Origin of the sequence: Bacillus sp. OV166, from assembly GCF_900177675.1 — a bacterium.
Lineage (GTDB): Bacteria > Bacillota > Bacilli > Bacillales > Cytobacillaceae > Neobacillus.
Window position 1 is genome coordinate 2,670,037 of record NZ_FXWM01000001.1, and the last position, 25,231, is coordinate 2,695,267.

General features: G+C 39.8%; 27 protein-coding genes. 20 read left to right on the top strand and 7 right to left on the bottom strand.

All coding sequences use genetic code 11. From position 1 onward, the window contains the following. Positions 1 to 48 precede the first annotated feature (48 nt). From CCK98_RS12830 to CCK98_RS12885, 13 genes are all read left to right on the top strand, one after another. The gene (locus CCK98_RS12830; protein ID WP_088086949.1) at positions 49 to 813 is read left to right on the top strand and encodes a beta-ketoacyl-ACP reductase; all 765 of its coding nucleotides are present in this window, start codon (positions 49 to 51) and stop codon (positions 811 to 813) included. 20 nt (positions 814 to 833) lie between these two features. Next, positions 834 to 1,283 carry a MaoC family dehydratase N-terminal domain-containing protein gene (locus tag CCK98_RS12835; protein ID WP_088086950.1) on the top strand — a complete coding sequence of 150 codons (450 nt, stop codon included), beginning with the start codon at positions 834 to 836 and terminating at the stop codon, positions 1,281 to 1,283. Then, positions 1,280 to 1,681 carry a MaoC family dehydratase gene (locus CCK98_RS12840; protein WP_088086951.1) on the top strand — a complete coding sequence of 134 codons (402 nt, stop codon included), beginning with the start codon at positions 1,280 to 1,282 and terminating at the stop codon, positions 1,679 to 1,681. The genes CCK98_RS12835 and CCK98_RS12840 overlap by 4 nt, the downstream gene beginning before the upstream one ends. 554 nt (positions 1,682 to 2,235) lie before the next feature. Beyond that, positions 2,236 to 3,009 carry an SDR family oxidoreductase gene (locus CCK98_RS12845; protein WP_088086952.1) on the top strand — a complete coding sequence of 258 codons (774 nt, stop codon included), beginning with the start codon at positions 2,236 to 2,238 and terminating at the stop codon, positions 3,007 to 3,009. 202 nt (positions 3,010 to 3,211) lie between these two features. Further along, complete coding sequence (locus CCK98_RS12850; protein ID WP_088086953.1) at positions 3,212 to 4,381, top strand: thiolase family protein; 1,170 nt, start codon at positions 3,212 to 3,214, stop codon at positions 4,379 to 4,381. Between the two features lie 419 nt (positions 4,382 to 4,800). Continuing rightward, complete coding sequence (locus CCK98_RS12855; protein WP_179195787.1) at positions 4,801 to 5,751, top strand: MBL fold metallo-hydrolase; 951 nt, start codon at positions 4,801 to 4,803, stop codon at positions 5,749 to 5,751. 259 nt (positions 5,752 to 6,010) lie between these two features. Further along, on the top strand, positions 6,011 to 7,531 hold the full coding sequence (locus CCK98_RS12860) for a class I adenylate-forming enzyme family protein (protein WP_088086955.1): 1,521 nt from the start codon (positions 6,011 to 6,013) through the stop codon (positions 7,529 to 7,531). Between the two features lie 23 nt (positions 7,532 to 7,554). Next, the gene (locus CCK98_RS12865; RefSeq protein WP_088086956.1) at positions 7,555 to 8,448 is read left to right on the top strand and encodes a R2-like ligand-binding oxidase; all 894 of its coding nucleotides are present in this window, start codon (positions 7,555 to 7,557) and stop codon (positions 8,446 to 8,448) included. Positions 8,449 to 8,474: 26 nt separating this feature from the next. Continuing rightward, complete coding sequence (locus tag CCK98_RS12870; protein WP_088086957.1) at positions 8,475 to 9,998, top strand: aldehyde dehydrogenase; 1,524 nt, start codon at positions 8,475 to 8,477, stop codon at positions 9,996 to 9,998. Between the two features lie 19 nt (positions 9,999 to 10,017). Beyond that, positions 10,018 to 11,226, top strand: a complete 1,209-nt coding sequence (locus CCK98_RS12875; RefSeq protein ID WP_088086958.1) for an iron-containing alcohol dehydrogenase — start codon at positions 10,018 to 10,020, stop codon at positions 11,224 to 11,226. Between the two features lie 318 nt (positions 11,227 to 11,544). Then, complete coding sequence (locus tag CCK98_RS36235; RefSeq protein WP_256942332.1) at positions 11,545 to 11,952, top strand: GNAT family N-acetyltransferase; 408 nt, start codon at positions 11,545 to 11,547, stop codon at positions 11,950 to 11,952. 209 nt (positions 11,953 to 12,161) lie between these two features. Further along, complete coding sequence (locus tag CCK98_RS36240; RefSeq protein ID WP_256942333.1) at positions 12,162 to 12,395, top strand: hypothetical protein; 234 nt, start codon at positions 12,162 to 12,164, stop codon at positions 12,393 to 12,395. A 112-nt stretch (positions 12,396 to 12,507) separates the two neighbouring features. Continuing rightward, positions 12,508 to 13,443: a manganese-dependent inorganic pyrophosphatase gene (locus CCK98_RS12885; RefSeq protein ID WP_088086959.1), complete on the top strand. Its 936-nt coding sequence runs from the start codon at positions 12,508 to 12,510 to the stop codon at positions 13,441 to 13,443. A 68-nt stretch (positions 13,444 to 13,511) separates the two neighbouring features. On the opposite strand, the gene CCK98_RS12890 is transcribed toward CCK98_RS12885, so the two are convergent. From CCK98_RS12890 to CCK98_RS12900, 3 genes are all read right to left on the bottom strand, one after another. Next, a protein-coding gene (locus CCK98_RS12890; protein ID WP_088086960.1) for an IS3 family transposase occupies positions 13,512 to 14,842 on the bottom strand; the annotation gives its coding sequence in 2 pieces (ribosomal slippage) (positions 13,512 to 14,470 and positions 14,470 to 14,842; 1,332 coding nt in all). 182 nt (positions 14,843 to 15,024) lie between these two features. After that, positions 15,025 to 15,615 carry a hypothetical protein gene (locus CCK98_RS12895; protein WP_088086961.1) on the bottom strand — a complete coding sequence of 197 codons (591 nt, stop codon included), beginning with the start codon at positions 15,613 to 15,615 and terminating at the stop codon, positions 15,025 to 15,027. A 148-nt stretch (positions 15,616 to 15,763) separates the two neighbouring features. Beyond that, positions 15,764 to 16,585, bottom strand: coding sequence for a Cof-type HAD-IIB family hydrolase (locus CCK98_RS12900; protein WP_088086962.1), 822 nt, complete (start codon positions 16,583 to 16,585; stop codon positions 15,764 to 15,766). Between the two features lie 483 nt (positions 16,586 to 17,068). Between CCK98_RS12900 and CCK98_RS12905 the strand changes: the two genes are divergently transcribed. Together CCK98_RS12905 and CCK98_RS12910 are read left to right on the top strand one after the other, a co-directional pair. After that, positions 17,069 to 17,461 carry an MmcQ/YjbR family DNA-binding protein gene (locus tag CCK98_RS12905; RefSeq protein ID WP_088086963.1) on the top strand — a complete coding sequence of 131 codons (393 nt, stop codon included), beginning with the start codon at positions 17,069 to 17,071 and terminating at the stop codon, positions 17,459 to 17,461. Then, positions 17,458 to 18,030, top strand: coding sequence for a DNA-3-methyladenine glycosylase I (locus CCK98_RS12910; RefSeq protein ID WP_088086964.1), 573 nt, complete (start codon positions 17,458 to 17,460; stop codon positions 18,028 to 18,030). The genes CCK98_RS12905 and CCK98_RS12910 overlap by 4 nt, the downstream gene beginning before the upstream one ends. A gap of 161 nt (positions 18,031 to 18,191) precedes the next feature. Here the strand turns inward: CCK98_RS12910 and CCK98_RS12915 are convergent, their stop codons facing one another. Both CCK98_RS12915 and CCK98_RS35305 read right to left on the bottom strand, forming a co-directional pair. Next, a complete protein-coding gene (locus tag CCK98_RS12915) occupies positions 18,192 to 18,629 on the bottom strand; it encodes a hypothetical protein (RefSeq protein WP_088086965.1) in 438 nt (145 codons plus the stop codon). Between the two features lie 185 nt (positions 18,630 to 18,814). Continuing rightward, positions 18,815 to 18,976 carry a hypothetical protein gene (locus CCK98_RS35305; protein ID WP_179195788.1) on the bottom strand — a complete coding sequence of 54 codons (162 nt, stop codon included), beginning with the start codon at positions 18,974 to 18,976 and terminating at the stop codon, positions 18,815 to 18,817. Between the two features lie 297 nt (positions 18,977 to 19,273). Here CCK98_RS35305 and CCK98_RS12920 point away from each other — a divergent pair, with 297 nt between their 5' ends. The 3 genes from CCK98_RS12920 to CCK98_RS12930 all read left to right on the top strand — a co-directional run bounded on the left by CCK98_RS12920 (position 19,274) and on the right by CCK98_RS12930 (position 21,227). After that, positions 19,274 to 19,939, top strand: a complete 666-nt coding sequence (locus tag CCK98_RS12920; protein WP_088086966.1) for a TetR/AcrR family transcriptional regulator — start codon at positions 19,274 to 19,276, stop codon at positions 19,937 to 19,939. Positions 19,940 to 19,977: 38 nt separating this feature from the next. Next, the gene (locus tag CCK98_RS12925; protein ID WP_088090392.1) at positions 19,978 to 20,694 is read left to right on the top strand and encodes a GTP pyrophosphokinase family protein; all 717 of its coding nucleotides are present in this window, start codon (positions 19,978 to 19,980) and stop codon (positions 20,692 to 20,694) included. Between the two features lie 71 nt (positions 20,695 to 20,765). Further along, positions 20,766 to 21,227, top strand: coding sequence for a CBS domain-containing protein (locus CCK98_RS12930; RefSeq protein ID WP_088086967.1), 462 nt, complete (start codon positions 20,766 to 20,768; stop codon positions 21,225 to 21,227). 103 nt (positions 21,228 to 21,330) lie between these two features. Here the strand turns inward: CCK98_RS12930 and CCK98_RS35310 are convergent, their stop codons facing one another. Both CCK98_RS35310 and CCK98_RS12935 read right to left on the bottom strand, forming a co-directional pair. Further along, complete coding sequence (locus tag CCK98_RS35310) at positions 21,331 to 21,492, bottom strand: hypothetical protein (protein ID WP_168243275.1); 162 nt, start codon at positions 21,490 to 21,492, stop codon at positions 21,331 to 21,333. 170 nt (positions 21,493 to 21,662) lie between these two features. After that, positions 21,663 to 22,781 (bottom strand): metallophosphoesterase, encoded by a 1,119-nt coding sequence (locus CCK98_RS12935; protein WP_088086968.1) that lies wholly within the window; start codon positions 22,779 to 22,781, stop codon positions 21,663 to 21,665. A gap of 196 nt (positions 22,782 to 22,977) precedes the next feature. Between CCK98_RS12935 and CCK98_RS12940 the strand changes: the two genes are divergently transcribed. Together CCK98_RS12940 and CCK98_RS12945 are read left to right on the top strand one after the other, a co-directional pair. Beyond that, on the top strand, positions 22,978 to 23,325 hold the full coding sequence (locus CCK98_RS12940) for a metal-sensitive transcriptional regulator (RefSeq protein WP_088086969.1): 348 nt from the start codon (positions 22,978 to 22,980) through the stop codon (positions 23,323 to 23,325). A 461-nt stretch (positions 23,326 to 23,786) separates the two neighbouring features. Then, on the top strand, positions 23,787 to 25,202 hold the full coding sequence (locus CCK98_RS12945) for a multicopper oxidase domain-containing protein (protein WP_088086970.1): 1,416 nt from the start codon (positions 23,787 to 23,789) through the stop codon (positions 25,200 to 25,202). Positions 25,203 to 25,231: the final 29 nt, after the last annotated feature.

Sequence of the window (25,231 nt, forward strand, 5' to 3'; positions counted from 1 at the left end):
TAAATGTAAGCGCAATCTATAAATTTATTAAACTCAGGAGGAATAGAAATGGCAGGCAGATTTACGGGAAAAGTTGCTTTTGTTACGGGTGGAAGCCGTGGAATCGGCAAAGGGATTGTCGAGCTTTTTGCAAAAGAAGGAGCAAAGGTAGCTTTAATAGATTTGAACGAAGAAGCGTTAAGTGAAACAACCAGTGAATTAAAAGAAAAAGGTTATGACGTTTATTCAAAAGTTGCAAACGTGGTTGATGCCGAGCAGGTTGAAGATGCCATGAAAGAGGTTTATGAGGAATTTGGCTCCGTAGATATCCTCGTGAATAATGCCGGGGTAATCCGCGATAATCTATTTTTTAAAATGACTGATTCAGATTGGCAGACCGTTATGGATGTGCACTTAAAAGGATCATTCAATGCGGCCCGTGCTGCTCAAAAATATATGGTCGAAAATAAATATGGGCGTATCATCAATATTTCTTCGACATCAGCACTTGGAAATCGCGGTCAAGCTAATTATGCGGCGGCAAAGGCCGGCTTGCAGGGCTTTACAAAAACACTCGCAATTGAGTTGGGAAGATATGGGATTACAGCAAACTCAGTGGCGCCTGGATTTATTGAAACAGAGATGACGAAGGAAACCGCTGCCAGAATCGGCATTCCATTTGAGCAATTAATTCAAGCGAGTGTGGCACATATTCCAGTCGGCAGAAGTGGCAAGCCAGAAGACATTGCCAATGCAGTAGCCTTCTTTGCTGATGAAAAATCATCGTTCGTGAATGGTCAAGTTATCTATGTTGCCGGCGGACCAAAATGTTAATTAGGTGAGGTGAAGATGAATTGTTTAAAGACCAGATAGGCAAACAATCAAACAAAGTTAAAAATGACGTTGAAAGAGGAGCCGTCAAAAAATTTGCGGAGGCGATTGGTGACCTTCATCCCATTTATTTTGATGAAGAAACTGGAAGAAATTCAAGAAACAAAGCCAACATTGCACCTCCTACCTTTCCAAGAACTTTTGATTATGGTGTCATCGAAGGATTAAATCTTCCCAATAAAGGTTTAATCCACGGAGAACAAACATTTAATTACAAGCGGCCATTAAAGGTTGGCGAAACAATTTACTGTTATACCAAAGTAAAAAGCTACTTTGAGAAAAAAGGGAACTTTGGGGAGATGGGATTCCTGGTTGTGGAAAATTACGGCGAGGATCTATCCGGCGCTTTAATTTTTAGCTCATCCTCAACGATTGTCATCTCTGAAGCTGTGAGGAAGGTGTTGGCACGATGAGTATTCTTTCTGAATTACAAGTTGGAGAAACGGTCAAAGAAATTCAACTGGCGCCTGTATCGCGGCTTGACTTAATCAAGTATGCAGGTGCATCAGGAGACTTTAACCCAATACACACGATTGATGATGAGGCGAAAAAAGCGGGATTACCAGGAATAATTGCCCATGGAATGTGGACAATGGGGAACCTTGCAAAGCTTTTTACTTCTTATTATGAAGAAGGCTTTGTACAGGATTACTCGATCCGTTTTAAAGGAATGGTATTTTTGAATGATGTAATTACGCTGAAAGCGACGCTTAAGGAAAAGCAGGATCAAAATTTGCGCTTTACTGTCCAAGCAGTCAATCAACAAGGAAATGAAGTATTAAAAGGTGAGGTATTGTACCGCCAATATTAATTGCATTAAGTAAATTTAGACCCGGCACCAAGAAGAAAAAACCCTTCTTGTTGCTGAACTATAACCCGAATAATGGACACTTAAAAAAAGTCCCTTATTCGGGTTTTTTGTGTCCCCTGGATTAAAACCCGTTTATATTCATTTAGAGGATATAACCGGAGGAAAGTTGGAATGAGTAAAATTATATTTAACGAGATTCAGATTTTGAAAAAAAGTATCCAATAGCTGCTTGTTTTTTGAAGGAACAGGCAGCTTATTCTTTATTGGTAGAATAACTTCTTCACATTGTTGGTGAAGGTGAACAGGTTAGTAATGATTAGCGACGCTTTGGATTATTTAATTAATATGTTTTTAATATATTAATGAAAAAATTGACGAATAATTAGATGTTGAATATTATGAAAATTTTGATATCATTATGGGTATCTACATACCAACTGGTTAGTATTTAGTTGTTGTCTGTAAATTTGAGGGATATGCTGGAAGCTTTTCACCAGTTTCGGTTGTCAAAGGGCTCAATGAATAATGAAGCTTTTTAATAGGGGGAACGATCAATGAATGTGAAAGAGTTGTTTGATTTAACGGGTAAAGTAGCAATTGTAACAGGTGGCGGCAGGGGACTTGGCCAGCAGATTGCAGAAGGCTTTGCGGAAGCGGGTGCAAATGTTGTTGTTTGTTCAAGAAAATTGGAAGCGTGTGAGGAAGTAAGCAAAGGTTTAAACAGACTGGGTGTGGAGAGCTTCGCCTTAAAATGTGATGTCACCAACCCGGAGGATATTAAGAATGTCGTTGAGCGGACAATGGAACGATTTGGGAGAATCGACATTCTTGTAAATAATAGTGGCGCCTCATGGGGAGCACCGGTCGAGGAAATGCCGCTCGAAGCATGGAAGAAAGTAATGGATGTCAATGTTACTGGTACGTTCTTAATGTCACAGGCAGTTGGAAAAGTGATGCTCGAACAACAATCTGGAAAAATAATTAACATTGCATCGGTGGCTGGTTTAAAGGGCAGTAATCCAAAGTATATGAATGCAATTGGCTATAACTCTAGTAAAGGGGCTGTGATTACTTTTACTAAAGATTTAGCTGTTAAGTGGGGACCTAGTGGCATATATGTAAATGCAATTGCCCCAGGTTTTTTCCCGACGAAAATGTCAAAAGGGCTGCTTGACCAAGGGGGAGAAGCCATTCTTGAAGGGACACCATTAAGGAAATTTGGTACCGATAATGATCTTAAAGGAGTTGCCTTATTCCTAGCTGCACCAGCGTCGGACTTTGTGACGGGAGATATCGTTGTTGTGGATGGCGGGGCCCATGCAATGTAGATATTGTCACCAAAATGAGCTTCGACGATTGAATTAGCAGATTCGCTGATAGAAGTATGAAATTCGCTGATTGAATACAATAATCTACTGATAGAATCCTATTTTATTTAATAAATAGCTTTTAAATGAGCTCAGCCTACGGAAAAAATCAAAACTTTTCCTGAAAAATAATAATATTCAAATCCTAGGGGTGAATAGCGTAATGAAAAGAGATGCAGTCATCGTTTCAGCCGTCAGAACAGCGATAGGTAGGCAAGGTAGTGCACTTGCTGGTGTTCCTGCCCATGTATTGGGAGCAGAGGTCATTAAAGAAGCCGTTAAACGCGCTAAAATTAAACCGGAAATCATAGACGATGTTATATTTGGAAATGTCTTATCTGGCGGTGGAAATATTGCTAGATTAACAGCCTTACAGACAGGGTTAGCAATGGAGTTGCCTGGTTTAACTGTTGACCGCCAATGTGGATCCGGACTCAATGCCATCAATCTTGCTGCCCAAGCCATACGTGCCGGGGATGGCGATGTCTATATTGCCGGCGGGACGGAAAGCATGAGCCGGGCCCCGTATTTGATGGATCGACCAGAAAAACCGTTCAGCCCTGCACCGCCAAGTTTCAGAAAATCGCAGCTGTCACCAAAGGAAATTGGTGATCCGCCAATGGGTATAACAGCTGAAAACCTGGTGGAAAAATATCAGATTACAAGAGAAGAACAGGATCAATTTGCCCTACAAAGCCAACAGCGGATGGCGATTGCGATGAAGGAGGGGCGTTTTGATGAACAAATTGTCCCAATCACGATTCCAGTCAAAAAGGGCGAATCATTTATTTTTAAAATTGATGAGCACCCGCGTCCGCAAACGACCTATGAGACTTTGGCGAAGCTGCAGCCAGCTTTTCTAAAAGGGGGTACAGTTACAGCGGGCAATAGCTCGGGCTTAAATGATGCGGCATCAGCACTAGTGATTATGTCAAGAGAAAAGGCAGAGGAATTAAATCTAACCCCTCTAGCAGTAATTCGCGCCTATGCCGTTACGGGTGTAGACCCGAATATTATGGGATTTGGACCTGTTCCAGCTGTAAAAAAAGTGCTCCAAAAGTCAGGATATTCCTTAAATGATATAGACGTCATTGAAATAAATGAAGCGTTTGCGGCACAGGTATTAGCATGTAATCGCGAACTCGAGATGGACCTTGAAAAAGTAAATATAAACGGTGGTGCCATCGCCCATGGACATCCACTCGGCGCAACAGGTGCCATCCTGGTTACAAAAGCAGTCTATGAATTAAAACGATCAGCTGGAAAATATGCGCTGATCACCGCCTGTATCGGCGGCGGACAAGGAATTGCAACGATCATTGAACGCGAATAATTCGTGCTGTTAGGCCTCTCAGGGGTAGTAGAGGCAGACATGCCTCCTACCTTGTTAAAGAAGTAAAAGGGTTTTCATGAAATGACAGCGTTATGAATTTACAAAGTTTGCCGGGGGCGGTTTTGATGGTGAATTTGAAGTGGCCGCTATTGAGGATGGAAAAATTGTCCCTATTAAGTGGAAAAAATAACAGCTCTTAATGATGAATACCCCCTTGATAAATACGTAATTTCGTTTACGTATTTATCAAGGGGGTTCTGGTGATTAAAACATTTTTTGAAAAAAATAAAAATTTTCATTTTTTGGATGAATCGTATTCATATTTCTAGTGAAAGTGAAATATAGTTTTGATAGTGCTTAGGTCTATCCTCCTGTCAAAGTGATAGTTAAATAATGATTTAGAAGGGAGGGGTATTAAATTGTTTAGAATTGTACCGCTTGAATTAGAAACCCATTTTGCTGAGGGGACGGTAAATGCCTTTTTGGCGATTGGAGATTCCGTTACGTTAATCGACACAGGTAACCCTGGGAAAGTGTCATTTCAACAACTTAAAAGCAAACTACATACGCACGGAGTTAAATTGAAGGAAATTGATCAGATTGTCCTTACCCACATTCATATCGACCATGCGGGTGCAATTCCTTACATTTTGGAAGAAATAGATGTGCCAATCTATGTGCATGAACAGGCGAAAGGTTCGATTAATGTTGGTGTGGACGAGTATCAACGAGTGCAGGCTTTTTTTCACCAGTTTTTAACGAACTGTGGTGCCAACCCACTCAATCACATCATCGAACGGCCATTTAAAGAGGAAAAGTGGCGGAATATTACCTATCTAAATGAAGGTGATGTTATTCCTTTAGGTGGAAAGGAGTTTGAGGTAGTTCATGTTCCCGGCCACAGCCAATCTGATATTTTACTATGGAACCAAGAAACAGGCGATACCTTTGCCGGCGACCATTTATTAAAGTCTTTTTCGGTGAATGCCTTTATCGAACCACCTAATCCGGGCGAGGTCAATCGGCCGAGGCCGTTAATGCAATACCGAAATTCGCTTGAAAAAGTAAGCCGACTGCCGTTAGAAATGATTTACCCAGGTCACGGCGAGGCATTTAGCGATCATTTATCCTTGATCAAAACAAGATTACTAGAACAAGAAAAACGATGTGAGCAAATTCTAGCGGTACTTGCAACCGGAGGAAAATGCATCTATGAAATCTGCAAGCAAATGTATCCGCGATTGCACGGAAATACAGTGTTCTTAGGATTATCACAAATACAAGGTCACTTGGATTTACTTGAAGAAAGACAGCAGGTTAGTTATGAAAAAAAAGATTCAGTTGTTATTTATCGTTCGACCTGGCAATAGTGGTAGTCCTGTGCTTTCTAGTGTTCTTTTAGATTTTGGCTGTGTTAAAGGTCATTGTTTATTTTAAAGCCTACGTTGATTGGAGCGGAAGGCGCGAGATCCTCGAAAATGCTATTTCCTTCGTGGGGTGTTGATTCAACGAAGCTTATTCAATAACCTGCGGGAGGCTTCCCGGACCGCCCGCGAATCGCACGCGCCTGGAGCGGAGATCAACAGCCAAGTTTAAAAGAGCCAAATTTTTAAAAAGGGAGCGGATGGTGTGAAGTTGAAAGACCTGCTGGAAACAAATATCGCCGAATTTGGTGAGTATCCTTTTTTATTTTACAAAGAAAAGACGTACACAAATGTTGAAACGAAGCAATACGCGGACCAATTTGCTCGTGGCTTGCGAAATCTTGGAATTGCTAAAGGCGACAGAGTAATTGTTTGTATGCCCAATTGTCCTGAGGTCCTCTTTGCCTATCAAGGGATTACTAGAGCGGGAGCAACGATTGTCCCAGTTATGTTTACTTTGCATCCAAACGAACTTCACTACATCGCACGAAATTCTGGCGCAAAAGCAGTAATTACCTCCTCCGCATTAAGGAGTAATGTTGAATGTTCATTAGAAGGATTACCGGCTAAACCACAGTTAATCGTTGTTGATCTGCCATCAGATGAGCGGGCGAAAAACTTTTATGAACTGTTTGTCCCCGCCGAAAATCAACTAGACGATGGTGGGAACTCAGATGATAAAGCAGTCATTCTATATACCTCAGGTACGACTGGAAATCCAAAAGGAGTGCTATTAACCCATAAAAACTTATATTCTAATGCCGAGAATTCGGCAAAACATAATGTAACCCAGCGAGGAACAACACTTGGTGTCCTGCCGCTTGCCCATGTATATGGCCTGACGATATCAAATATTTGCTTTTTAACAGGCAGCTCTATTGTTATTTTTTCAAAATTTGATACAAAAGAGGTATTTAAGGCGATTGAAAGATATAAGGTACAGACGTTCTCAGCTGTTCCCGCGATGATTCATGCCTTAGTATCGTATCCACACGCCGACCAATATAACACCTCCAGTCTTGAATCAGTTGGAACCGGGTCTGCACCGCTGCCGGTTGCCTTATTGCATGCTTTTGAACAAAAATTTGGCGCAAAAGTGTACGAGGGCTATGGGTTATCAGAGGCTGCACCGGTTGTTACTGCTCATCGCAAAGGGATCGAAATAAAACCAGGCTCTGTTGGAATACCGATTCCTGGGGTAGAGTTGAAAATCGTCGATGAAAATGGCAAGGAAGTTCAAGCTGGAGAAGTAGGGGAGTTAATCGTCCGAGGTGATAGTGTCACGCCCGGCTACTATCAAAATTCGGAAGAAACCAGCCGTGTCTTAAAAGATTCGTGGTTATTTACAGGCGATATGGCCCGGATCGATGACGATGGCTATGTCTATATTGTTGACCGAAAGAAGGATTTAATTATTCGAGGAGGATTTAATGTGTATCCTCGTGATGTCGAAGAAATATTAAATGCTCATGAACAAGTTTTTGAGGCAGCGGTTGTAGGTGTTCCTGATGAACGAATGGGAGAAGAAATGGTTGCCTGTGTCGTGAAAAAAACCGGTGCACAAGTAACTGATGAGGAGCTAATTCACTATTGCCAGGAGCATTTAGCAAAAAACAAAACACCGCGAAGAATCGTTTTCCTAGAGGCACTGCCAAGGAATGGTGTTGGGAAAATATTAAAGACGCATCTCCGCAAGCAGGCATCAGAAATTGTAATCAAACCGTAAAGGAAAAAAGGAGGAAAACATATATGGAAAAAAGAACCATATTAACAACTAGCAGTCGAGGATTGCTTGAGGATTCTTTCCCGTACCGCTTATTCCAAAAAGCAAAACGGTTAGGAACCTGGAACCCCGTAGATATCGATTTCAGTCAGGACCAAAAGGATTGGAATACGATGAATGCCGAGCAGCGAGCAGATATTTTGCGGCTTATTTCTCAATTTCAAGCGGGTGAGGAAGCGGTTACGTTAGATCTCCTTCCACTGATCATGGCGATTGCGAAAGAAGGTCGTCTTGAGGAAGAAATGTTTTTGACGACCTTTTTATACGAGGAAGCGAAACATACAGAATTTTTCCGTCTAGTTTTGAATGCAATCGGGGAGCGAGGGGACTTATCTCACTTTCATACCGAAACCTATCAGAAGATTTTCTATGAGATTCTCCCAACAACAATGGAACGGCTGATTTCCGACCAATCCCCAGAAGCGATCGCCGAGGCATCCGTAGTGTACAACATGTTTGTAGAAGGAGTATTAGCAGAAACCGGTTATTATTCTTTCTATCAAACATTAGAAACCGCTGATATCATGCCAGGATTACTTGAAGGTGTCGGCAATTTAAAAAAGGATGAGTCCAGGCATATCGGCTATGGGACATTCCTTTTGCAACGGTTAATTTGTGAACATCCACATCTCTTTGATTTTGTGGCAGCCAAGATGGGCGAGCTGACCCCATTAGCAATTAGGCTAAATCAAGAAGGCATCGCGGGAAGGGAGGTAAGTGCATTCGGCGGGGATCCTGCAGATATCATGAACTTTACCTTAAAACAACTTGCAGTCCGAATGGAAATCTTAGCGCGCGCACAAGGCAAAAAAATCGAAGAGATTTATAGATACACAGATAGTGAGTTAGGAGTGCTATAAATGATTTTAGAAAAGGAGGAATTATCATGACAGTAAAGGTTGATGTGCAAACATTTCCGCATTTTATTAACGGAAAGTGGGAGCCTGCTTCCAGTCAAGAAACGTTTGATGTATTGAACCCGGCAAATGGTGAACTTGTAGCTAGAGTAGCAAAAGGAACTACGGAAGATGTTAACCGTGCTGTAAATGCGGCCCGCGAGGCATTTGATCAAGGTGACTGGAAAGACATGAAGCCAAAAGACCGAGCCAAGGTGTTATATGCCATTTCCTATCAAATTGCCGAGTATGCCGAGGAACTAGCATACTTAGAAGCGATTAGCTCAGGTGGAACAGTACGCCGAATTGGCAATAGTGATATTTTGCAAATGATTGACTTGTTCCAAACATTAGCCAATTTTACAGTTGAGTATCCATTCTCGGAAACACTGCCAGTCCCGCCATTCCCAGGACCAGCACATAATTTTATTTGGCGTGAACCAATCGGTGTATGTGCAGCGATTACTCCTTGGAACTTGCCAATGGTGATTGCTACCTGGAAAATTGCACCGGCATTAGCGATGGGGAATACAATTGTGATCAAGCCAGCCAGCTACACGCCTCTGTCCACTTTGAAGCTAGCAGAAATTATTTCAACCGTGGTCCCTCCAGGTGTAATTAACGTTGTCTCAGGTCCTGGTGCGGAAGTGGGCGAAGCTTTAGTTAACCACCCAAAGGTCGATAAAGTGGCATTCACTGGTTCGACTGAGGTTGGCAGACGAATTATGGGACTAGCTGCAGGGACGATCAAGAAAACCACACTAGAACTAGGTGGGAAATCACCTAATATCCTTTTAGAGGATGCCGATCTTAGTATTGCTCTGCCCGGAAGTCTATTTGGAGTATTTCTCCATTCTGGCCAGCTTTGTGAATCTGGGACACGTTTATTTGTACCGGATAAGCTGTATGACCAAGTGATTGCAGGTTTAGTTGCTCACAAAAATAAATTAAAGCTTGGGAATCCCCTTGATCCGACCACCGATGTTGGTCCAGTAATCTCGAAAAAGCAAAAGGAAACCATCCTTTCCTATATTAAAGCAGGTAAACAAGAAGGCGCTACCCTTGTCTGTGGTGGCAATGAAGTTAAGGTTGATGGCTGTGAGGAAGGACATTTCATCGAACCAACGATTTTTACAAATGTCACCCATGATATGAAAATTGCCCAAGAAGAAATTTTCGGCCCAGTCCTCTGTGTGATTCGTTATTCAGAACTGGACGATGCGATTCGAATGGCGAATGATACGATTTATGGCTTAGCTGCAGGAGTTTGGACACGTGATGTCAATAAAGCCTACGCGGTGGCTAGAAAACTGCAGGCGGGCGTGGTCTGGATTAATGACTGGCATATGCTCAGAAGTGATGCCCCGTTTGGCGGGTACAAACAAAGCGGAATTGGCAGAGAAATGGGACAGCAATCACTCGATTCCTATACCCAGGTAAAGCATGTCCACACATCGATGTCGCCTGAACTAGAACGACGCAATTGGTATGGAATTCTGTTTGGCCAAAACTAATGAAAAGGTGGGGATGAAAATGAAAACAACCTTATCACAGTTTATGTTACGTACGGGAATATACAGCGGTTCAAACTCAAGGGCGATGGTCCCAAGTCTCTTTGCTGGTCTGGGTGCCAAACGGGTGCTCCTTTTAAGTGATAGAGGACTAGAAGCAGCAGGAATTGTTGAAAAAGTGGCCGATATTTTTTCGCTGACAGGCCATGGCTCTGGTCCAGAACTTGTCGGTCAATTTCTTGATATCAAACAGGATGCCGAAAGCAGCTGCATAAATGAAGCTGTCCGCTATGCAAGAGAAATAGGTGCAGATTCCTTACTTGCCGTTGGCGGGGGCAGTGTTCTGGATACAGTAAAAGGGGTAAAGTATGCGCTCCACAAAGGATTGACAGATATAAAAGAAGCGATCCCTGGAGGTTTGTTGTACGAGTCATTCCCAAAAGCAAATCACATGCCGATTCCCCATATTGCCATTCCGACTACCGCGGGAACCGGTTCAGAGGTATCACCGATTGCCGTTATTTTTAATGAAGAAATTAAAATGAAGACGAATATCATCAATCCGTTTATTAATGCCGATATGGCGATCTTGGATCCAGATTTAACCGTCGGACTACCACCAGTCATTACGGCATTTACTGGATTTGATGCCTTAACGCATGCCATCGAGGCGCTCGCATCACCAACCGCAACAGGTCTAACCGATGCCTATGCCCTCCATGCAATTCGCCTTATTGAAAAAAATCTACCAGTTGCCGTTTTTGATGGTTCGAACCTTGATGCCCGAATGGATTTATTGCAAGCAAGCTTAATGGGGATCACCGCTTTCAGTTTCGCCTTAAATGCGATTCCTGTTCACAATATGGCTCACGCGTACGGGGCCTTGTTCCGAATTCCACATGGCTTAGCAAATGCTGTCTTTTTACCGGTGGTCATGGAATTGGTTCCTGATTTATATCTGCCTAAGGCTGCTGAATTGGCACAAGCTTTGAACGTGGATGTAAAGGGTGATACCCCACAAACAGCGTTAGCAAAAGTGATTGGGAAAATTAAATTGCTTCAGTATAAGGTAGGATTACCGGCTGATTTCAAGCAATTCAACATTAGCGAAGAGGCACTTCAGTTGGCGATTCCAGCCGTCATGAAGGACCCAGCTGCACTAAGCTTCCCAATGCCAAAAGAATTAATTGCGGCAATTGGGCAAAAGGTTGTTCCCTTGCCGGTGAAATAGATTTTTAATGTGACCCAGCCAGCGCGAAGACAAGCTGGCTGGGTTTAATAAATTGCTGAATTTAGTTATACATTCCAAAGGAAGAACCTAGTCGCCAGTAAAGGGAGGTTATCCGCCAGTAAAAGAAGCTAGTCGCCAGTAAAGGGAGGTTATCCGCCAGTAAAAGAACCTAGTCGCCAGTAAAAGAACCTAGTCGCCAGTAAAGGGAGGTTATCCGCCAGTAAAAGAACCTAGTCGCCAGTAAAAAGAGGCCATCCGCTAGTAAAAGGAGGTTATCCGCCAGTAACAGGAAACCATCCGCCAGAAAGGGTTGAAAATATGAAAATTACATTTAAAAGATTAACAGAATGCACCGTCCAAGATACGATAACAGCTTGGAATCGGGGGTTTGAAGGTTATTTTGTGCAAATGGAAATGACTGCCGAATTGTTTTTTAATCGATTGGTTAATGAAGGATTATCTTTGAAGCACTCTTTAGTAGCTTATGATGGAGAAGACCCTGTAGCGATTGTATTAAATGGATTTCGTGTGATCGACGGAAAAAAAACTGCATGGAATGGCGGGACAGGAATCGACTCCAAATATCGTGGAATGGGTGTTTCAAATCTTTTAATGGAGGCAGCCATAAAAGTTTACTCCGAAGAAGAGGTCGAGGTTGCCACACTTGAAGCCATTAAGGAAAATGAAAGGGCATTCGATTATATAAAAGACATGGCTATGAAATAATTAATTCACTTGTTTATCTAAATGGGACTCTAGAGGCTGATCACACTCCCATTCCCTTTATATCTATCCGGCCCGAGCAACTGCCAACTTTCCATTTTTATAATGATAAGGTTCCATGGCAATGTCAGTGGCAGAGTGCTAAGTCGGGTGAGGCACAAATCTATTTCGACGGTAATGATAAGCCGTTAGGATATTCATTATATAAGAGAGTGTGGAACCAGGACGGGCAACTAGAAAAAGTAATCTTATTTCAGCTTGAACTATTCAATGACATTAAAAAGGAAACGATAAAGTCTATTTTCACTTCTATATCTGGAGAACATCAAAAGCCTGTCAACTTTATGACAATTAATTCCATATTATCAAATCCTGTTATCCCATTCTTACTAGATTTAGGCTTTGAGAAAAAAACGGAGCAAGCCCAAATGATAAAAAAAATGTAATTAAAAAAATTTTTTTGAATCCTAATTCATAATATTATATAATTTTCGTTAGGGCCATTCTCATGTAGATTGGGCTTGACCTACATAAATTCATCGGATTAGGAGAAATAAAATGGAAAAAGTACTTATTTTCGGTCATAAAAATCCTGACACAGATACGATTTGTTCTGCAATTGCCTATGCAGACTTAAAAAAACAATTGGGGATGGATGTTGAACCAGTGCGCTTAGGACAAGTAAATGGTGAAACACAATATGCACTAAACCAGTTTAATGCAGAGGCTCCACGCCTTGTTGAAGCAGTTTCGAATGAAGTGAACGCGGTCATCCTAGTTGATCACAATGAGCGCCAGCAAAGTGCAAATGATATCGCTGATGTTCGTGTATTAGAAGTAATCGATCACCACCGGATTGCTAACTTTGAAACAAGTGATCCGTTATATTACCGCTGCGAGCCTGTTGGGTGTACAGCAACGATCTTAAATAAAATGTACAAAGAAAACAACAAAGAAATAAGCAAAGAAATTGCTGGTCTTATGCTTTCTGCGATTATTTCTGACTCATTATTATTTAAGTCCCCAACTTGTACGCCAGAAGATGTGGCAGCGGCACGTGAGTTAGCTGAAATTGCTGGTGTCGATGCAGATGCATATGGCCTTGAAATGCTGAAAGCTGGAGCAGATGTTCGTGATAAGTCAATTAATGAACTCCTAAGCCTAGATGCTAAAGGATTTGAAATGGGCTCAAGTAAAGTAGAAATTGCTCAAGTCAATGTGGTTGACACGGCAGATGTGCTTGCTCGCCAAGAAGAATTGGAAGCAGCAATCTCTACGATTATCGAAGAAAAGAACTTAGATTTATTCTTGTTTGTGGTTACTGATATCTTAACAAACGATTCAGTTGGTTTAGCTTTAGGAAGCAAAACAGCTGCAGTAGAAAAAGCTTATAATGTTACACTTGCTAATAACATTGCTACCTTAAAAGGTGTCGTTTCACGCAAAAAGCAAATCGTACCTGTCTTGACTGATATTTTTACTAAAGGGTTATAAGAAGAAAGACCGTCCATAGACTGAACTGTGACCCATAAAATGGACAGTCTAAAAAAAGACCGAGTATTTTAAGCTGCTAATAAGTGACTCCGGTATTGTGCCGGAGTCATTTTATTTAGGCTCCATTGATATCTGTTGGTGTTGTACTCCTCAATATAGGTTCCTATCAATCCCTGTAATTCCTCAAAGCTCTGACATGAAGAATAGTCTACTTCATCCTTTAAATGACCAAAGAATGATTCCATTGGGGCGTTATCCCAACAATTTCCCTTACGGGACATAGACTGAGTAAGCTTTAGCTTTTTCACTCTTTTTTGAAATTCTGGATGCGTGTAATGGAACCCTTGGTCTGAGTGAATCATAGCTTCCGGATGAACTAGATCACCAAGTGCTACAGAGAGTTTATCCAATGTACAATAAACAAGATCCATCTTTAATGTTCTGGACAAATGATAAGCAACAATTTCCCTTGTCGAGGAGTCCTTTACACAAGACAAATAAGCCGGTTGCGCTGCTCCATAGTACACATAAGTAATATCCGTTAGCAATACTTTTCCAGGCTCACCTTGGTCAAATTCTCGATTTAATAGGTTAGAGAGAGTCTTATGTTCTTGGGTAGCTTTAGCCATTTTTTTGTAAGGATTAATTTGGCGAACCTTTGCCACTAAATTAAACTTCCTCATAATCCGTCGGATTTTTTTGTGATTCATTTCCACAAAATAGTCATTCTCTAAAATCATTTTGATAGTAAGTGCTCCAGCGAAACCCTTTTTCTTATTAAATATTTCCTTGATTAACTCATAATCATTCCAATCATTCTCTTCTCGCTCAGACCGCATGCTTTCAGCCTTTACCCAAGCATAATATCCACTTCTGCTTACCTCTGCCTTCTGACAGAGGAATTTCACCATATGTATAAGCCCAAACTTTCTAATAGTTTGTTCGATAAGCATATACTTCTCTGAAACGGTTACTTTTTCTTCTTCTTCGCCTGCCTTTCTAGTTCGTCTAGCTTTTTTAAGAATTCAAGCTCCGCTTCTAGGAATTTAATTCGTGCTTCAGCTTTCTTTAAGTTATCCTCAACTGAAAGAGGCTTTGAAGAGGGTCTACCAGTGCTTGCTTTTCCACGCCTTTCTGTGAAGAAACCATCCTCCCCAAACTGCTCAAATGTTTTCCTCCAGCGTTTTAAACATTCACTAGGTTTATCAGACCCAATCATTTCTAAGTCAAATCCATGTTCAATAAAAATTTGGGCAGGTCCTTTACCATTTGAATTTTCTTTAATTGCTTCTACCTTAAATTCAGGCTTATATGCGATAGAACGATCCGATACGTGTTGTACATTTGGATTCTGTTCTAGTAGTTTCATTTGAATTTCATTAAAAATAATTTTACTCATTATATGTCCTCCGCTCACATCATTGAGTTTGATTATAAACGGGTTTTTGTGAAATGGACACAGAAAAACCCGAATAAGGGACTTTTTATAAAGTGTCCATTATTCGGGTTATAGTTCAGACATTTCATGGACGGTTTTTTCAATCTCCTTTTGATTAGTTGAAAAATAGTATATTAGGAAACCTAGTCAGAATTGATTTGATTCTCTTCTTGCTTTTTATTCATTACGAAGAATGTCAATGGCTGGTCGGAACCGGTCATCAATTTATACACATAGGAAGAGGTAATCTTATATCCGTCATCTATCTTCGTGGCCAAATAATTCGTCCGTTCAAACAGAATGGAACGGATATGATTGATTTGACGGGAAATTTTGTCCATTAGGGCTTCTTGATTGTCCAAGCGCTGTAAAACTCCGCCTTGAATTTCCTCTTGTTTAGTCATTTTTTTCGAAATTTCTTTTTGTAATTCCAGTTGTTTATTCAGTTGAATGGCAAGGTTATGATTAGCATCTTCATAACGCTCCAACCGACTTTGTAAATCATTTAGTTGATTTCCTACATGGTTCCATTGATTGAGGTGTGTTTCTTCTTGATGCTGTGATTGCATACCTAATTCAGATAAAGTTTTTTTGAGCGTAGTATTCGCTTTTTGCTGTTCATAAATTAATTGAGACAGGAAATCCTGTCTTGATATGACTTGATTCGATGCTTGTGGATTTTGTTTGTTTTTATAAACATCTGGATGGTCACTATTATTAATGAATAATCCCATACCTCTCTCCGCCTTTTTTTGTATTTGGTTGCAATATTTTATGCTTGAAAAACTAAAGAGGGGACATGATTGGGCTGTTGGAAAGGAAAGAGTGCAAAAAAAACAACGCTTGGAAAATTCCATGCGTTGTTTCGATAAAATTTTATTTTCAAACAAGAGCCGGTGTTTTCAATACGAATTTTTCTACGACCTTTGCGACACCATCATTCATATTGCTGTCAGTGACAAAGTTAGCTTTTTCTTTAATATCGTCTGGAGCATTCCCCATCGCAACACCTAAGCCTGCAAACTCAATCATTGCAAGGTCATTATAGCTGTCTCCAATTGCGATGACTTCTTCGCGCTTAATCCCCAGCTGTTGAATCAAATGGCTAAGGCTTGTACCTTTCGTGACGCCATGCTCCGTAAATTCTAGAAAGAATGGTTTGGAACGCATGACACTTAACTGACCAGCTAACTCTTGCTGCAGTTTTTCTTCTACATCTGCAAGTTTTGTTTCATCTTCAAGCATCAGCACTTTTACAACAGGTTCCGATACAGCCTCCACGAAACTGCCGACTTCAATTATTTCTAGGCCAGTAATTTCTCCTTCAATATTTGTGAATTGGTTTCCAGCCTCGGTAACAATATGATCCCCAACATACGTATGAATCCAAACATTTTCACGACGACTTACTTCATATAAATAGTGAACGACATCAGGCGATAAAGTGCTGCTAAACAGTTCTTCACCAGTTTGACAGTTAGTAATTTTAGCGCCATTAAAAGAAAGAATAAAGCTGCCGAAATCATTCAACCGCAGTTCTTCAGCAATAGCATACATGGCTGACGTAGGCCGGCCAGAAGCTAACACCACTTTCACTCCTAATTCTTGTGCATCCATAAGTGCACGCTTTGTGCGGTCAGATATTGTGTGGTCGTCCTGCAATAGTGTATCGTCTAAATCAAGTACAATCATTTTATAAGGCATTCTTGAAGTCTCCTTTAAACATATGTCATCTAACTATCTTACTATAAATCTAGTAAAAATACGTCCTACAATTGAATCCAATTCGTTTTGAGCCGAATAATATATTAAGAAATCCCATTAAATAATAGAAGGTGACAAGCAGTGTCTATTTTTAGTTTTTTTAATAATAAATGTGATATTTGCAAAAGAAAGATCAAGCCCATACGAAAATATATTAATGATAAGGGCGAGACCATGAAAGTCTGTGTTCCATGTTCACAATATGCTGAACGGAGGGCTTTTCGAATAAAAAGATAATAGTAGTTGTACTATTTTTGTACAATAAAATTACTTATAATGGTAAAAAATAATCCATATGAATATAACCATCAAGTTATCGAATAATAGGGAATCGACCTCTCAATTTTATGATGGGAGGTTCTTATTTAAAAAAAAATGTGTAATACTTAAGTGAACGTAAGTTATAAAATAAGGGGTATTGCTATGATTCACAATAAAACTATAAATTCAATACAGGGAAATGAGCTTCTTTCAAAAGTTAGAGAAATTGCGATTCAATTCCCAGAAGTAACAGAAGCGGTTGATAAATTTGGGCATACATCGTTTCGTGTAAAGGATAAACCATTTATAATGATGGGGGAAAACGAAGAAGGTGCTTCTTTAGCAATTAAAACACTAAAAACGACCCAACAGTTACTACTAGAACAGCCAGAAAGGTTTTTTAAAACTCGTTATATCGGGCAGCACGGCTGGACTTCATTATTTACCAATCAAGATCTAAATTGGGAAGAAATTGAGGGCTACATCAAAGAAGCTTTTTTGCAGACAGCTCCGAAGAAGCTTTCAAATGAAGTACTGGAGGCTTTTCAAAGATGAATCGATGCAGTTGGGTAAATCAGGATCCACTATATATTGATTATCACGATTATGAATGGGGAGTTCCGGTCTATGATGATCGCCTGCTATTTGAGTACTTAAATCTCGAAGGTGCCCAGGCAGGACTAAGTTGGTACACCATTTTAAAAAAGAGAGAGAACTACCGGAAAGCTTTTGATAACTTTGAAGCGGAAAAAATTATTCGCTATGATGAAAAGAAAATCGAAGAATTGATCCTTAATGAAGGGATTGTCCGTAATAAGCTAAAAATCAATGCAGTCATTACAAACGCACATGCGTTTTTGAAGGTTGTAGAGGAGTTTGGCTCGTTTAGTAAGTACATATGGACCTTTGTTGGCGGTAAGCCTATTCAAAACCACTTCCGTGAAATGAAAGATGTTCCTGCAATCACGGATATTAGTGATCAATTAAGTAAGGATTTAAAGAAGCGCGGCTTCAAATTTGTTGGCTCGACCATCTGTTATGCGTTTATGCAAGCAACAGGGATGGTGAATGACCATATCGTGACCTGTGAATGTTATCAAAAAGCACATCAAATAATGAACTAATGAAAAAAGCGATTATCTCAATGAAGAGACATCGCTTTCCTTAGGTTGTGTAAAGAAAAATATAAAGATGGCAATTGACAGTAAAAATAGAAATATCTCTGCTTTAGAGGGCTCGAACGTTGGGAGGTCTGTTAAAGACAATATGGCCACTTCCTTCTTAATTAGATTAGAATTTCAGGATCGATTTCAAAATGTTCAGATACAATCCAGCGAAATTGAGTAAAGACTTTTTCTAAATCAGGCAATGTAGGTTCGTGTTTAGGAACTCCAAAAATAGGTCCTGTAATATTAATGCTAAACCTGCCTGGTCCTAAAAAGATACCTGACACATTTGTCTGATCGCTAATCAATAGTATGGCTAATAGGATATCCCCAATGTCCAATAACAAACTCAATGTTTTATTACCTGATTTACCTTCTAAACGGTCTCTTCCAGTTAGCGGCCCACCAACAGATAGGGCAAATCCTCCTGGTTCTATAACAAGTCTAACAACTGTCACTTGACCTGTTAATAATAAAAATGCCGTTATAATATCAATAGTTCGTTGGATAGATATAACTGTTTGTAGGCCATTTTCTAAGTCACAACTACTTTTCAACGATTTCACAACCTACTCAAATTAAACTCTTCATGTACAACGATAATGACAAGGATAGAAATCTGTGCAGCTAAAGGATTTCTTTTGTATATTATGAAATGAATAGAAGGATGCTCCTAATTTTACAAAAATAAAGCCCATCACAACCGTGATGGGCTTTATTGGCAATTAAAATGGCTTGCTTATTACTGTGCAGGTTTATCAAGCGCGAAATCTGATGTGGGCAATGTAATGATCTTGCCGCCAATTTGGACATGAATGGTGTCGTTGAAAATGGCTTTCACAATTCCCTTTAAGGAGATGGTTGAATTGACAGAGATTTTTTTGGATTCAGCTTGGTTTGCCACAATATCAACGCCTTTCGAAAATTGGTAGAAATATAGGAACTTATAGCAAAAAATTAAAATAAAGATACATTAAATTATTCGGAAAAATATTAGAAACTCCTGCTTTGGCAAGTGGATTTTTATAAAAAAATCGGTCATGTCTTGATCTATCTATATTGCAAAGGGGTGTTTAAACAATAATAGCGACTTAACATGAACCGTAGGTCAAGTATCGCATTTTTGAATTTGTCTGTCAACGAAAACATGAACTGTGGTTCAAATTTTAAAATCGTGGTATGATATATTTGAGGTGATAAAATGCCAGACAGTGATGACCTATTAATTGGCGAATTCCCTTTTCTCCCAAAACAGGAACGGGCGCAACAAAAAAGAAATGCACTGCTCGAAAGTGGACAAATTTTGTTTATTTCTAAGGGGTACGAGCAAACTACTGCTAAGGAAATTGCTGCCCATGCAGGTGTTGCTACCGGTACCTTTTATCGTTATTTTTCAGATAAACGCCAACTTTTAATGTCATTATTAGAAGACAAATTAGACAAGCTTCTCCCACCTGAACCTAGTTGGATTTCCCATGATCCAGTATCATTATTAGCATCACTTTTAGAAGCCCATAATAAACGCCTTAATGAGTTAGGGATACAGCGTGTGTTGCCTGAGCTAGTGATGAAAGATCCTGGTCTTGCTGAATTTTTGGGTGACGCACGAAGGAAAATTCATTCGAGAATTTTGTTAGGGCTAAAACAAGCGGAAGAAAAAGGATTAACCTGGGAGGATCTCGATTTAGAAACTGTCGCGTGGGCAATTTTAGTCTTAGTGGAAAATGGTCATGGGAAAGAGGGACAAACTGGGAAAAGAGCGGATTTTCTAGAAATTTCGAAAGTAATGTGCCGGATGGTTTTTCCACCAGATGTGTTACAGCAATTGCAAAATTCGGATGAAATGAATAATCGAAATAACAGCTAGAGAGGAAGTAACTGGTGAACTTTGAACATAGTATTGACATGAAAGAACTTAAAGCCCTTAAGGTTGAACTGACGAGGTTTATGATGGCTTATAAGTTTGCGTTAGACGAAATGAACACTAAAATTAACATTCTTAAAGAAGAGTTTAATTATATTCATGACTATAATCCAATAGAACACGTGAAGTCACGGTTAAAGTCACCGGAAAGTATATTCAAGAAAGTCTATCGGAAAGGCTATGACTTTTCTTTACCAGTCATTAAAGAAAAGATCAGAGATATTGCTGGTATAAGGGTTACATGTTCTTTTATTTCAGATATATATGAATTAAGTAAGATGCTCGCTAATCAAAAAGACATACGAGTGGTTGATTACAAGGATTATATAAAAAATCCTAAGCCCAATGGCTACCAGAGCCTTCATTTAATTTTAGAAATTCCGATCTTCATGTCTGACCGAGTGGAAACAACGAATGTTGAGGTACAAATTCGGACAATTGCGATGGATTTTTGGGCAAGCTTAGAACACAAAATCTATTATAAATATAACAAGGAAATTCCCGGACATATGCTTGATGAATTAAAAGAAGCTGCCACAATGGCAGCAGGTCTTGATCGAAAAATGGAAAGGCTTCACAGAGAAATAATAGAGATAAAGCATGCTGATCAAGAAGAGGAAGTAGAGCACATGTTATTAAACATGCAAAAAGAAAACATTCATATTCCATTTTTAGAACCACTCCGCCCTAAAAAGTAAAATTTCTAGCGGAATAGTTTAACTAGCAGATATTCTTTAGCATTTTATTAACTAATGGAAGCGGTGTCGATATGATAAATGTTCAGGTTAAAGATGTTATATCAGCTAGTCCAAGTGCTTCCATTAAAGATGTAATGACATTGTTTGTTGGGAAAAAAATTGGCGGTTTACCAATTATCGATGAGAATGGTGTGCTACGTGGATTTGTAACAGATGGTGACATTTTACGGGCAATCAGTCCATTGGATCGTCGGATTCATGATTATTTCTCTCTTATCACATATGTTGCAGAAGAAGACATGGAGAATCGGCTGAGTGAATTGGCTGACAGGGAAGTCATTAGGATTGCAAAAACCCACGGAATATTAACAGTCCATCCTGAAGATGAAATGAAAAAAGTTGTCTCACTATTGTCTAAGCATCATTTTAAAAAACTACCTGTTGTTGATGAGTCTAATCATGTGGTTGGTGTAATCAGCAGGGGAGATGTCATTCGCAGCATTCAAGAAACGATTATTAATGATTGGCAATGATAGTCATGCCAATGAGACAGCCCTTCACATTAAAGTGTAGGGCTGTCTTTGGAAAAAAAATATACTCCTAATGTTCCATAATAATATACTTTATAAAACTAAACTATTGTAGTGGCTTTTCAAGCAGGAGCTCAGATGCTGGGAGGGTAATTATTTTCCCGCCAATTTGAACATGAACGGTATCGTTGAAAATGGCTTTTACAATTCCTTTTAAAGAAATGGTGGAATTAACTGAGATTTTTTTCGCTTCAGATTGATTTGCCAAATTAACCAACACCCTTCAAAATAGTTATGAAAATATTATATATGAAGAAAAGGAAATTAAGCTAGTATAAATAATCAGAAAAGTTAAAAAATATTTTCCGTTTTGTGAACGCAAAAATAATTTATCTTCTATTCTTATGTGGGATGCAAATGATTGGTGAGTATTTTACTCTATTCCCTTTTTAAAAAGGTAAGATGTATTTGTATGATTTCAGAACGACTGCCAATCCGAAGTGGAGGACCCCAAAAACCATAACCGGATGAAACAATGGAATGAAGCTGACTTTTCTGAAGATAGCCCCAATCATTTTCAAATATCCTTTTTGTAATCAGATGATTCGGTGCCATTTGCCCTCTGTGTGTATGGCCTGATAAAAGTAAGTCGACACGATTTTCTTGCGCTTGAGTTATTTCAGCTGGCTGATGATCCATCATAATAATTGGCAGGGATGGATCAATATCTGTTAGAAAAGCTTCAATCGGTAGCCGATTTCGATCAGATTTGTCTTTTCGACCTGCAAGATAAAAGCTGTCGGCTATTTTGAATACTTGATCCAAAAGGATAGTTATCCCGATTCGTTCCATTTCCTGCAAAAACTTTGGAATTCCGCCACCATAATATTCATGATTTCCTAGGACTCCATAGACACCTAAGGGAGCCGATAACTCCTTCATGACATCAGCCATTTTCTTTTGAGTAAATGGCTCGGGATCGTCGTCAATGATATCGCCTGGCAGTAAAATGATATCCGGCTTTAGCGCATTTACGTTACGGACAAGCCGGCGAACATGTCGGATGCCTGAAAGTCTGCCAAAATGCATATCAGAGGCCATGGCAATTCGAAGCTCAGTTAGATTGCCCACCTGTTTTGGAATGACAAGTGAAAAAGTCCGAACGACTGGGCTATATGCATTAAACGTTCCGAAGATAAATAGAATAACAAAAGATATTAACACCGCTCCTCCTACCCAATTGATGACTGATGTTGTGGAAAAATCCGCAAAAATGAGAACAAAGGCAACAAGATTGGAAAGAGGCAGGAAAAGGATGGCATATTGGAATAATCCAAACCAATAAGAGCCGATCATTTTAAATAGAGGCACTTTTTTTGTGAAATGTCCGATGATGTATGAATAGGAAATGAGACTAACGACTAAACCGTATATCCATTTATCCTGCAAATCAAATACTGAATGCAGCCAAACCCAGCCGTTCCAACCGATATAAAATGTTATGGCAGAATAAACAATTATGATGGTCATGAAATTTATCAAGTAGCGTGGTTTCATCGATTGCTCCTTTATTGAGGGAATATTCCTTAAAACATGAAATGTAGTTCAAGTATTGCATGGGCATGTAAGGGCTGTCAATTAATCCAACCCATGTGGTTAGTTTGCTTTTATGTCTTTCATAAATCTTTTGTAGCAACCGTTCCCGTCACTTTCCTGAGGTATGATATAATATTCCCAAAAAGGAGATGGACCAATGTCTAATGAAGTAGGGAAGGTAGATGAACTTTTTGATAATACCTGCTGTTCAGATGAAGGCAGCGATCGGAAGAGTCATCATCCGGATAAAGTAAAAAATAATCTTGTTACGAGACTAAACCGGATTGAAGGGCAAATTCGCGGCATAAAAGGCTTAATTGAAAAAGATACATATTGTGATGATGTCATTAACCAGATATCAGCCACACAATCCGCCTTAAACAGTGTCGCCAAAATCCTGCTTGAAGGTCATATGAAAAGCTGTGTTGTCGAAAGAATTCAACAAGGTGATTTTGAAGTCTTGGATGAAGTTCTCGTCACCATCCAAAAATTAATGAAAAAATAATCTAATCTATTGGTGTTCTAAGGACAACCAAAAAATAATATTTTTCGAAGGAGAATGTACCCTGGTACATTCTTTTTTATTTTATAGGAAATTAGGTCTATTTAAGAAGAAAAATTGAAAGAAACGTCGAATAATATATTTGAAATATTCTGATAAATATATTATTATAAATAAAAATTCAAAGGATTTTTCCCAACCATCTCTAAAAACATTATTGTCGTGAGTGATGGGAAACGAGGAAAAAAGTTGGACCTGCATATTCCTCAATCGTGATTTTTTTAGTAAAATTGTACGATTTACCTGCTTTTTTACCTTCTAAAATATGAAAAAATGACTGGACCTTTTTTACCTCAGTAAAAATATCACAAAACAAAAAATGTCAATCCTTTTAGGAATTTTCCCAACTATTCATGAATAGTTATTTAGTACTATTAAGATAGTTTTATGAAAAGGAGGAAAACATGAAGCGTAGAGATTTTGTTAAGTATGCAGGGGGCGGTATTGCTACGTTATTCGTAGGAAGTATGATGCCTTCGTGGATTGCAGGTAACCAGCTTTTTGCATCACAACAAGTTCAAGAACTGAACTTTACAATTACCGACGCGATAAAGGATATGGCATCACATAATGCTATTAACAAAGCGCAATGCTATTTCTGGCTTTACAAAGAGAAAAACTTCCCTGCAGAGGTACCTGGCCCCCATATTTTTACCACTGTGGGAAGTACAGTTAAGGTTACAGTAACAAATGGATTGGATGAACCCCATGCGTTTTACATAGGAGGATTAGTCGACACTGGTACAATACGTCCTGGAGCTACAAAAACAGTTCAATTCGTTCCGGCTGAGGCAGGAACCTATTTATATTATGACAACCTGAATGCCCCTGTGAACCGAATAATGGGTCTCCATGGTGCGCTTGTTGTCATGCCCAAAGAGGCAAAAGCAGGCCATAGATTCACTCCTTACTCTAACCCAACACCCGCAGTTCAACAGCTTTTTGACGATTTTGGGACCGCTGCTCACTTCCCTGGATTAGCATGGGAGGAAGGAGATGATGCGACCAATACTCCAGCCTTTCGGCAGTATATCTGGATTCTTCACGCTGCAAGTTCGCGCCTATTTGCGGAAGTTGGAAAGTACCCGGCTGGAAAAGATTATCCGGCAGCACAATTTGTCAAGGCATATCAGACTGATAAATTCCGATCAGATGGGTTAAACAAAAAACCCGAATTCTTTACAATAAGCGGACAGTCTGGATGGTTTTCAGCGCACAACCCCTATATTACACCAAACCATCGGGTCGGGGAACCATGTATCATCCGAATTCTAAATGCCGGTATGTCCTTGCATTCGCTGCATATTCATGCGAACCATATCTATGTAACTGGGGTTAATGGTGAGGTCCAAAGAAACCCATACTGGATAGACACGTATACAGCTCATCCACTGGAAATCGTCGAATGGGCGGTTCCTTATATTAGACCACCGGATGTTCCTAATAAGCGTGGTATCGGTCTAGCAGATGAGCCGTTGATGTCAATTGCGAATCCCGCCATCTCTGGCTCCCAGCCGCACCCGGTCTGGCCGCCGATTGAAGAGTTGAACACCTTCTTACCAGAAAAAGGCGAGAAAGCTGGAGATTTCGATATATCTGTAAGAATGTCCCCTATCTGTTACCCAATGCATGACCACTCTGAAGCGAGTCAATCCGCACAGGGCGGTAACTACGGACTCGGAATGATGAGCGGGATACATTTTATAGGTGATCGCAATATAACTGGAGGAGTAACAACCTTCCCAGATCCTCCATCATCTCATGGTCCTGATATGTCAGGTACGGCGGCGGGACCAGACATATCTCATTCAGATCATTAGGCTTAGATTTTAAAAAATAAAACTATAAA